This window comes from Sphingomonas asaccharolytica NBRC 15499 (assembly GCF_001598355.1).
Lineage (GTDB): Bacteria > Pseudomonadota > Alphaproteobacteria > Sphingomonadales > Sphingomonadaceae > Sphingomonas > Sphingomonas asaccharolytica.
The window spans coordinates 17,289-27,725 of the sequence record NZ_BCYU01000061.1 but is presented as its reverse complement, the minus strand read 5'-3'; the positions used below and the strand labels follow the sequence as shown (position 1 = coordinate 27,725).

The 10,437-nt window shown below is 62.1% G+C and carries 8 protein-coding genes; 2 read left to right on the top strand and 6 right to left on the bottom strand.

The features are described 5' to 3' along the window. From SAS01S_RS15725 to SAS01S_RS15700, 6 genes are all read right to left on the bottom strand, one after another. Positions 1 to 3,659, bottom strand: a 3,659-nt coding sequence (locus SAS01S_RS15725) for a beta strand repeat-containing protein (RefSeq protein ID WP_174544979.1), incomplete at its 3' end; no start/stop codon positions are given. A 262-nt stretch (positions 3,660 to 3,921) separates the two neighbouring features. Next, positions 3,922 to 4,608, bottom strand: coding sequence for a DUF1013 domain-containing protein (locus tag SAS01S_RS15720; protein ID WP_066810504.1), 687 nt, complete (start codon positions 4,606 to 4,608; stop codon positions 3,922 to 3,924). Between the two features lie 92 nt (positions 4,609 to 4,700). Continuing rightward, complete coding sequence (locus tag SAS01S_RS15715) at positions 4,701 to 5,735, bottom strand: glycosyltransferase family 4 protein (protein ID WP_066810502.1); 1,035 nt, start codon at positions 5,733 to 5,735, stop codon at positions 4,701 to 4,703. A gap of 5 nt (positions 5,736 to 5,740) precedes the next feature. After that, a complete protein-coding gene (locus SAS01S_RS15710; protein WP_066810500.1) occupies positions 5,741 to 6,622 on the bottom strand; it encodes a UDP-2,3-diacylglucosamine diphosphatase in 882 nt (293 codons plus the stop codon). A gap of 90 nt (positions 6,623 to 6,712) precedes the next feature. Next, positions 6,713 to 7,330, bottom strand: coding sequence for a glutathione S-transferase family protein (locus tag SAS01S_RS15705; RefSeq protein WP_066810498.1), 618 nt, complete (start codon positions 7,328 to 7,330; stop codon positions 6,713 to 6,715). Between the two features lie 104 nt (positions 7,331 to 7,434). Beyond that, entirely contained in the window at positions 7,435 to 8,436 is a 1,002-nt protein-coding gene (locus SAS01S_RS15700; RefSeq protein WP_174544978.1) for an NAD(P)H-quinone oxidoreductase, read from the bottom strand. Positions 8,437 to 8,643: 207 nt separating this feature from the next. Between SAS01S_RS15700 and SAS01S_RS15695 the strand changes: the two genes are divergently transcribed. Both SAS01S_RS15695 and SAS01S_RS15690 read left to right on the top strand, forming a co-directional pair. Next, positions 8,644 to 10,107, top strand: coding sequence for a hypothetical protein (locus SAS01S_RS15695; protein ID WP_066810494.1), 1,464 nt, complete (start codon positions 8,644 to 8,646; stop codon positions 10,105 to 10,107). A gap of 118 nt (positions 10,108 to 10,225) precedes the next feature. Then, positions 10,226 to 10,420 (top strand): DUF1192 domain-containing protein, encoded by a 195-nt coding sequence (locus tag SAS01S_RS15690; protein WP_066810492.1) that lies wholly within the window; start codon positions 10,226 to 10,228, stop codon positions 10,418 to 10,420. Positions 10,421 to 10,437 lie beyond the last annotated feature (17 nt).

The following is a 10,437-nucleotide window of genomic DNA, read 5'->3' as shown; positions in this document are numbered from 1 at the left end:
GCATTGCCGGTCAGCGTCAGATTCTCGACATTGGCCACTGTCGACAGGTCGAAGCTGATCGATACCTCGACCGTATCGGTGCCTTCCCCGGCATTCTCGACGATCGTATCGCCAAGGCCGTCGATCACATAGGTGTCGTTGCCGGTGCCGCCATACAGCGTGTCGGTCCCTGCTCCGCCATAGAGCCGGTCGTCACCGCCATAGCCGTACAGGTTGTCATTGCCGGTGCCGCCGGTCAGCACGTTCATGCCGGCATTGCCCTGGATCAGGTGCGAATACGCATTGCCCGTCAGGTTGATCGCCGTCGTCAGATTGGCATCGGCCGCGGCAAGCCGCTCGACCTGCGCATCGGCGCCCAGCGTGTAGCTGACCGATGCCAACGCGGTGTCGCTGGTTCCTTCGCCCGTTCCCTCGACGATCACGTCGCCGGCATTGCGGACGTAATAGACGTCGTTGCCCGCACCGCCCTTCAGCGTGTCGCCACCACCGCCGCCATCCAGCACGTTGCTGCCGGCATTGCCGGTAATCGTGTTCTGGCCGGCATTGCCGTAGCCGTTGATATTGGCCGTGCCCGTCAGCACCAGATTCTCGACATTCGCGCCGAGCGTGAAGCTCACCGATGAGCGAACCGTATCGGTGCCTTCATTGGCATTCTCGATCACCTGAACGCCCGTGTTGTTGACGATATACGTATCGTCACCCGCCCCACCGTACAGCGTGTCGGCACCGCCACCGCCATCCAGCGTATTAGCGGCAGCATTGCCACGGATCACGTTGGCGTTGGCATCACCCGTACCATTGATCGCGGCCGTCCCGGTCAAGGTCAGGTTTTCGATATTGGCGAACGAGCTCAGCGACGTCGTGATCGCACTTTCGACCGTATCGTTGCCCTCGCCGGGCTTCTCCACGATCGTATCCGTGCCGTCCCAGACATAGGTATCGTCGCCCAGACCGCCGATCAGCGTGTCTGCCCCGGCCCCACCGTCGAGACGATCGTTGCCGCCCAGCCCGTACAGCGTGTTCACGCCATCGTTGCCGATCAGCACATTGTCGCCAGCATTGCCGAAGAGCGTCACGCCGCTCGACCCCGACAGGATTCCGCGCTCGACATTGTCGGCCAGAACGAACCCGACCGAGCCGATTTCGGTATCATAGCCTTCGCCGGCATTTTCGTGGACGGCATCGTTGGCGTTATCGACATAATAGGTGTCGTCGCCGAGCCCGCCGGTCATGTCGTCGACGTTCGCGCCGCCGTCGAGCACGTCATTGCCCTTGCCGCCGACCAGCGTGTCGAACCCGCCCCCGCCATACAGCGTGTCGTTGCCGTCGCCGCCGGTCACGGTGTCGTTGAGATCGGTGCCGTAGATCGTATCGTTACCGATATTGCCGTTGATCGTGAGCCCGCCATCACCCGGCAGGCCCAGCGCGTAGACCGCGTTGAACATGGTATCGACCGGCGCCAGATTGATGATGTTGTTGTACAGCGGGGTGGCGAGGACGTGCCCGGTGATCGTCCCGCCATCGGTGAGCGTCACCGTCGTCCCGGTCAATGCGCCCAACTGCACGAACTGCGCGCCCGTCATTTTGACGCTGCCGCCCGACAGCTCGCTGAAGCCGGTAACGGTCGAGGTGGACAGATCGACCTGAGACGAGGCGGTGATCAACAGCCGTCCGCCATCGATGCCCGCATCATAGGTCTCGCCCGCGACAGCATCGCCGTCGCCGATCTGGATGATGTCGAACCCCGCACCGCCGTGGATGATGTCGCGTCCGGCGCCACCGATGATCGTGTCGTTGCCCGCGCCGCCATCGATCGTATCGTTGCCCGCGCCGCCGTTCAGGGTGTTGTCCGCCGCGTTGCCGTTGATGACGTTGTCGAGCGCATTGCCGGTACCGTCGATCGCTGCCGTTCCGGTGAGCGTCAGGTTCTCGACATTGTCGGGGAGAGCATAGGTGATCGAGGACTCGACGGTGTCGTTTCCTTCGTTGGGGTTCTCGATCACCTGATCGCCGGGATCGTCGACGACGTATGTGTCGTCCCCTTTGCCGCCCACCATATGGTCGGCGCCCGACCCGCCGTCGAGACGATCGTTGCCGTCCCCGCCATCAAGCTGATCCGTGCCAGCATGGCCGTACAATTTGTCGTTCCCACCCACGCCATAGAGCGTGTCGTCGCCGGTGCCGCCGACGAGCGACTGGCTGGCGATCGTGCCGGTTCGCGTGACAGGCGAGGTCGCTTCGAGACCGTAATAAGTGTAGACCTTGCCGTCGTAATAGCCGCCGCCCGCCGCCGCGCGCGCGCCTGAACCAAAATCCGCCAAGCCGTCGCCATTGATGTCGCCGAGACCGGCGATGGCGCGATAGAACAAATCATCGCTGCCATTGGTACCGGTCTCGCCGCTTTGTACCGATACCCCGCCATAGGTGGCGAGGTTCACCGGTCCGAAGGTCGCCGACCCTGGAACGATGTAGACGATACCGCTGCCATTCTGCTGGATTCCGCTAACCAGGATGTCGTCGAACCCGTCGCCGTTCAGGTCGCCCGCGCCGGCAATAAACTTCTCGTTGCCGCCAGTGTAGACAAAGGTGATCTTAACGCCCTGATCGGGTGTCAGCGCGGCAAGATTGACCGGACCGAATCCCGACGCCTTTCCAAACAGGACATAATCGCCATTGTTCGTGGTCACCGCCATGTCGGCATAGCCGTCGCCATTGATATCGCCGAGGCCCGCAATCGAATTGCCGGTATAATCGCTGCCGGTGCCGGTAATCACGAATCCCTGGCTGGTTGGCGCGCTTCCCAACGTCTGGGACGCGAAGGTGCCAGCATGTCCAAAGTACACGTAAACGTTGCCGGCACCGTTATTCTCGGCCAACGCGCCGATGGCGAAATCATTATAGCCGTCGCCGTTGATGTCGCCCAAGGCGGCGGACGACCAGCCGGCATAACCGCCGTTCTGCGTGCCGCTGAAGACTGCCCCCTGGCTCGCCGACATCGAAGTTACGTTGAGACTTCCGATCCCGTTCGCCGTACCATAAATGAGATATGCGGCACCGGTCTGCACGCCACCGACAGTTTGCGTCGCCGCGCCAACCAGGATGTCGTCATATCCATCGCCATTGACGTCACCCAACCCAGAGACCGACGATCCCAACTGCCCCCGATACATGGCCATGCTGTTGGATAGGGTGGAGCCTTGGGTCGGCGCCAGATTGCCGAGATCGAGATTGCCCGATGTGGCGGCGCCGTAGACGATGTAGGCTCGCCCATTCAGGACGTCGTAACCGCGGGTATATTGCGCGCCGATCAGGATATCATCATATCCATCGTGGTTGAGATCGCCGGCGGCCGTTGCGGTCATGTCCGGCCCACCCTGCAGATCCGCCGGAGCGAGAATGAGATAGCCCTGGCTCGCCGTCAGGTGGTTGAGATCGATGGGACCGATGCCGCCGATTTTCCCGTAAATGACATAGGTGCCGCCACGGGATGCATTCGTCGCATCGCCTAAAGCAGCCGTGAACAGAAAATCGTCGATCCCATCGCCGTTGACGTCCCCGGCCGCCGACATTTTCTGGCCGATCTGGGCATAGTCGTAAGGGCCTGTGATCGTGGTCGGAGCACTGATGTCCAGCGGCTCTGCGGCTTGATTGGTCGGCACGCGTCACTCCCCATTTTTATTTACCGAACTAGGGAGAGCGTAGCATTTCACAAACGATTGCCAAGATGACTTGGCATGGCTTTGGTAACATTTTGGGCCACGAAGGTCCGATCTGGACCAACGCAGCCAGCATCGACCAAGGCGAACGGGTCATATACTACGCGATTGCGACATTTTCGGGACCGACTGAAGATGAGAGAGCATTGGCTAGAAAGCCGATGCTCTCTCTTGCATCTCCAATATTGAGGCCGATCTGGCCGCATCAATGCTTGAACAGCGTCTCCGCCGTATGCACCACCGGCGCTGCCTCGCCCTCACCCGCGGTCGCCGCCGCTTCGGCATCGCGCGCGGCCTGGTCGCGCTCGGCGCGGAGCTGTTCGATCAGCGCCTCACGGTCGCCCTCGAGTCGGGTGTCGACGGGCGCTTCGATACCGTGCGCCTTGGCCGCCTTGGTCACCGCGGCGTCGAGCTCGCGCTGCGTGGTGAGGCCGAGGGTCACCGGATCCTTGGGAGTAATGTTGGCGATGTTCCAATGCGTGCGGTCGCGGATCGCCGCGATCGTCGTGCGCGTGGTGCCGATCAGATTGGAGATCTGGCCATCGGAGATTTCCGGGTGGTTGCGGATGATCCAGGCGATGCCGTCGGGCTTGTCCTGGCGCTTCGACACCGGGGTGTAGCGCGGGCCCTTGGTGCGGCGGATCTGGTCGGGACCCTTCGACATCTTGAGGACGTAGTTCGGGTCCTTCTGGCCCTTGTCGATCTCGTCCTGGGTCAGCTCATGCGCGCGCACCGGATCGCGGCCGGTCAGCTTGGTCGCGGCGGTGTCGTCGGCGATCGCCTGGATCTCCAGGATGTGCAGGCCGCAGAATTCGGCGATCTGCTCGAAGCTGAGCGAGGTATTGTCGACCAGCCAGGAAGCGGTCGCATGGGGCATGAGCGGCTGAGCCACGAAAATCTCCGTCAGAAATAAATAGGGCCGCCCCTCGCGGAGCGGCCTGTCGTTGCAACGGACTTAATCCGATTGGCCGCGGGGGGCAAGCGTTACGCCGCCAGCGCCTCGTCCCCGCCGACCGGCACCAGCGCATGGAGGAACTGATACGCGCTCTTGGCCCAGGTGAAGCCCTGGCCATAAGCGCGGCACGCGGCGCGATCCAGCGTCAGCGCCTCGGCGATCGCCTGGTCGAGATCGTCGTGCATCGCCCCGGTCTCTGGCGTCAGCACGTCGATCGGACCCGTCACCGGATAACCGGCCACCGGCGTGCCGCAGGCGAGCGCCTCGATCATCACCAGCCCGAACGTGTCGGTCTTGCTGGGGAAGACGAAGACATCGGCCGCGGCATAAGCGGCGGCGAGGTCGGCGCCGAACTTGGGTCCGAGGAAATGCGCGTCGGGATATTTGGCCTTGAGCGAGGCGAGCGCCGGACCGTCGCCGACGATCACTTTCGACCCCGGGTGACACGCGGTCAGGAACGCCTCGATATTCTTCTCGATCGCGACGCGGCCGACATAGAGCTGGACCGGCCCCCTGCCGTCCTGCGCCAGCGCGCGGATCGCGGGATCAGGCACCGGATCGCCGAACGTCGACAAGTCGACGCCGCGGCCCCAGTGGCGGATCTGGGTTAGACCATGCGCCTTGAGCGTATCCGCGATCGACGCCGTCGAGGCGAGGATCGACTGCGCGGGCGAGTGGAACCAACGGATATAGCGCCACACCCATTCCGGATTCACCCCGGTGCGCGCCGCGACATAATCGGGGAATTGGGTGTGATAGGCGGTGGTGAAGGGGAAATCGCGCGCCAGGCACCAGCGCCGCGCGGCGAGGCAGACCGGCCCCTCGGTCGCGAGATGGATCGCCTGCGGACTGAACTCCTCGAGCATGCGGCCAACCGAGCCGGTCGAGGCGAAGGCCAGCCGGATCTCCGGATAGGTCGGGCATGGCATCGAATAGAAGAGATCGGGCGAGACGATCATCACGTCATGACCCTGGCGCACCAGTTCGTCACGCACCGACTGCAACGTGCGCACGACGCCGTTGACCTGTGGGCTCCAGGCATCGGTAACGATCGCGATCCGCACGTTCGTCAGGCCGCCGCTAGCGTCAAGCAGGGGGTTGCCCCCTGTCTTCCTTCGATCTCGTCGGCCCAGTGCAACACCTCCATCCGACCATCGAAATGCTCGACCAATGCGGTGCAGCCTTCGACCCAATCGCCGTCGTTATAATACTGAACGCCGTGGATTTCACGATATTCCGCTGTGTGGATGTGGCCGCATACCACGCCGTCGACTCCGCGATGGGCGGCGGCCTGGGCAACGACGTCTTCGTAATTCGAGATGAACTCGACCGCGTTCTTGACCTTGGCCTTGGCGTGCTTCGACAATGACCAATAGGGCATGTTCCAGAAACGCCGCCAGCGATTGACCAGCCGGTTGAGCGCCATCATCGCCTCGTACGCCGCGTCGCCGACATGCGCGAGCCAGCGGTGGGAGAGTGTGATCGCGTCGAATTCGTCGCCATGCAGCACCAACAACCGACGCCCGTCGGCGGTTTCATGGATCGCGTTGCGGCGAATCGCGACGCCGCCGAAATCGAGTCCGCAGAACTGGCGCACGACTTCGTCATGGTTGCCGGGGATATAGACCACCTCGGCGCCGCGCTTGGCGCGCTTGAGCAATCGCCACACCACGTCGTTATGCGCAGCCGGCCAGTAGAATTTCTTCTTGAGCCGCCAGCCGTCGATTATGTCGCCGACCAGATACATTTTCTCGCTGTCGACATGATCGAGAAAGTCGATCAACATTTCGGCATTGCAACCCTTGGTCCCCAAATGGATGTCGCTGATCCAGATGGTCCGGTATTGGCGACGGCTATGCGTCGCCCGTTCCGGAATAGCGGGCTTCGAATTCGCGAAGTCCGACAGGTCGGCGATACTGCCGCCCTGTAACAATTTCGTCATTTCATTCATGCGTCACGAGCCCCGACGGATGACGTTGGCTGGCCTATGACGAAGTTTTGTTACAAACAGAATCGCAGCAACTTGAAATGTGCTGAATAATCAGTCCGTGATGGCGATATGTCCCGGCAATGCGGCGACCCGTTCGATCCAGGCCTGGACCGCCGGATAGCGATGAAGCTCGAAGCCGCCCTCTTCGCAGACATGGGTATAGGCATAGAGCGCGATGTCGGCGAGGCTGAAGCGCCCGCCGGCAAGGAAAGGCGTCTGCGCCAGATGCTCGTCCATCAGGGTCAGTGCGGCATCCCCCGCGGCGCGCTTGACCGGTAATTGGGTGCGCTGGAACTCGGTCAAATTGTCTTCCCCGATCAGGGTCATCCAGAATCGGAGCGTCGCGACGTTGGGCTCGTGATTATATTGTTCCCAGAACATCCAGCGCAGCATGTCGGCGCGGTCGAAGCGGTCGACTGGGATCAACGCCGAGCCGTCGGCGAGGTAGAAGCAGGCCGCACTGCTTTCGGGCAGGAAGTCGTCGCCGACCTGGAGCACCGGGATGCGGCCATTGGCATTGACCCCGGTCAGGAACGCGTCCGAGCGCGTTTCGCCCTTCATGATGTCATATTCGCGCCGGTCGAGCTTGAGCCCAAGATGCGCCGCGGTCAGCCGGATTTTGTAGCAATTGCCGGACGCCGAATATTCGTGCAGGATCAGATTGGCCATCGAACTCCCCTTTCAGATGCGGCGCGAGCAAAAGCGCAGGGCTGATCGTCCGTCCAACCAATTTCCTTCGACCGTTGATCAAGCCGGCTTATGGCAGCCACCCGCTACTCGATCTCCAGCACGATCTTGCCGACGTGATTGCCCGATTCCATCAGCCGGTGCGCGTCGGGCGCCTGATCGAAGGCGAACACCGTGTCGATCACCGGCTTCAACTCGCCCGCCTCGACATGTGGCCATACCGTGCGGGCAAGCTCGTCGGCAACCGCGGTCTTGAACGCGACCGAACGCGGGCGCAGCGTCGATCCGGTCAGCGTCAGCCGGCGGCGCATGATCTCGAAGATCGGGATCGTCGCCTGCCCGCCGCCCTGCACCGCGATCGAGACGTGGCGGCCGTCATCGCCCAGGCATTGCATGTTGCGCGGGACATAGTCGCCGCCGACCATGTCAAGCACCACCGCGACCCCCTTGCCGCCGGTAGTCGCCTTCACCCGCTCGACGAAATCCTCGGTTTTGTAGTTGATCGCATGGTCGGCGCCGACCGCCTTGGCCGCCGCGCATTTCTCATCGGATCCGGCGGTGACGATCACCTCCACGCCGAACAGATTGCACAATCGGATCGCCATCGTGCCGATGCCGCTGGTGCCGCCATGGACCAGGACGGTGTCACCTTCGGCCGCGTAGCCGCGCTCGAACAGATTGGTCCACACGGTGAACAGCGTCTCGGGCATCGCCGCCGCTTCGATCATGGTCAGCGCTTCGGGCACCGGCAGGCATTGGCCATAAGGCGCGACCGCATATTGCGCATAACCGCCCCCGGCGATGAGCGCGCAAACCGGCTGGCCGACCAGGTCACGCTCCACGCCGCCGCCGATCGCGACGATCGTGCCGGCGACTTCCAGGCCGGGGATGGACGGCGCGCCCGGCGGCGGCGGATAGGCACCCATCCGTTGCAGTACTTCGGGGCGATTGATCCCGGCGGCGGCGACGCGGATCAATACCTCGCCCTCGCCGGGTGTCGGTATGGGGCGCTCGACGATCCGCAGCACCTCGGGCCCGCCCGGCTGGTCCGGATCGATCGCCTTCATGTGCGTGGGAAGTGAAACCATTCTCGAGCCCTCGCTATGCCGACCGCCACGCCTATCGGCTCGCTGCGCCAAGCGTCAACCGCTGCGATAGAACAGAAATGGACACGATCGAGATGGACACGCCTCGCCGTTCTGCGAGGTTTCGTCGCACAGGCGGCGAGTCGCGGTCTTGAACCGATCGTTCGGCGAGCGCCGGGAACAGATCTTTTTCAATTCGGGGGGATTGAAATGGCCATGACATTGCGAGCCGCGGGCGCGGCTCTGACCGCGTCCATCTTCCTTGCTTGCGTGCCATCAAATGCTTGGGCGCGGGGTGCGCCGACCGGTTCGGACGACGCCCCGGCAGAAGTCAACAAGCAGGTGGTCAACGGCAAATGTTCCGACAAGCCCGATGTCGACAGCAGAAACGGCACGGCGATGATCGGCATCGTGAATTGCTGGAGCGCTAATACCAATAATGGTTCGTATCGGGCGCTTACCGATCTCTATGCCCATTGGACATTGGAGCGCGTCGACAACACGATTGCGGTTCGCTGGTATGGGCGCGAAGACAAGCCCGCAATCCTCAGGCTGTTGGTCGGACGCGACCAGAGCTTCATCAGCTCCATTCGAATCGACATGCACGATCCGGATCAGACCGTCACCATTCCACTCGTGGCGTTCGGCTATCAGGGCAAGGTGGGCAAGGGCCAAAGCTGGACGACCGACGTGGTCAACGACGATCAGTCGCAGCCTTATTTCCGGGTCGGACCCTCGACCAGCGCGACGATCACGGTATCGGCAAAGTCCGCGGACGATGTCGAAGTGCGCACCACCAGCGTGATCCTCGGCACGTTACGATCGATTTCCGCGATCGTCACGCCGGGCGGCTCGTTGGTGACGGTCCTCAACCGCGAGCCGCTAAACCAGGCGTCGACCGCCGTCGACAACGCGCTGAGCGACATCTGGTCGAAGGTGAAGGATGAGCGGCAAATTTCAGGCAGGCAACTAAGCGAATGGTACGAGGGCGCCGGCTTCCTGGTCGAGGTCGACATTCCGGCCTATGTCAAAACCGACGCCACCAAGGACAGGGACGTCGCCGGCGGCGCGGATACCGGCAAACCGGGGCCGGTGACGAAAAGAGTCTATTGGCTGCGGCTGAGCTGTCCGCGCTATTCGATTTTCGATCCGGCATTGGCATGTCAAAGATCGAACTCCGATCCCGCTGGCCAACCCACCCAACCGGACAAAGCCTCCGGTGTGACTTCCGACTACTTCCAAAACAAAATAGCGGCGTCGATCAGCAAGCGGGTGTCGACACAGCAAATCCTCAACTTTCCTCTCGCGCAGGGCAAGACGCTGTCACAGTTCTTGTCCGATCACGCATGGTACACCCAATTCCTCAGGATGAGCGATCCAGCAAGAACCGAGAGTGCCGCGGGTCTTTCGGATACCTTCGATAAATCGAAACCCCAGCTGCGCACCGACAACGACTATGCCGGATTATGCAGCCAGATCGTGGATGCCCTTTTTGGTGTCGGACTGTCCACTTTCGACGCCAAATTAGGTTTCTGGGCAACGATCAATGGCTCGTCCGACTTCGTCGGCATACGAAGCAATTTCAATGACGTTCCTCAGTGCGCGGACCTGTTGCCTGAGGGGCCGAACGGATCTCGGTGGGTATTTCCCCCGAAGCCATCCACACACAAATGATCTTTTTGAGACGGCGGACGACACAACCCAGAAAGTCGAAACGATCAAGCCCCGGGTGACCACAATCCACCCGTCGCCCGCATTGACACGGCCCGCCATCCGCGCGAGCATCACGATCATGGATTCCGAAGAGAATCTTCCACGCCCCGGCGACGCGATCGCGCTCCTGGTCAAACAGGACCTCGATCCACTGTCGGTGGCCGAGCTAGAGGAGCGGATCGCTCTGCTCGAAGGCGAAATTTCACGCGTCAAAAAACATATGCAACGCGCCGTTAACCATCGCGCAAGCGCTGACTCGCTATTCAAGCGATGAGCGCGAATCGCATCTTC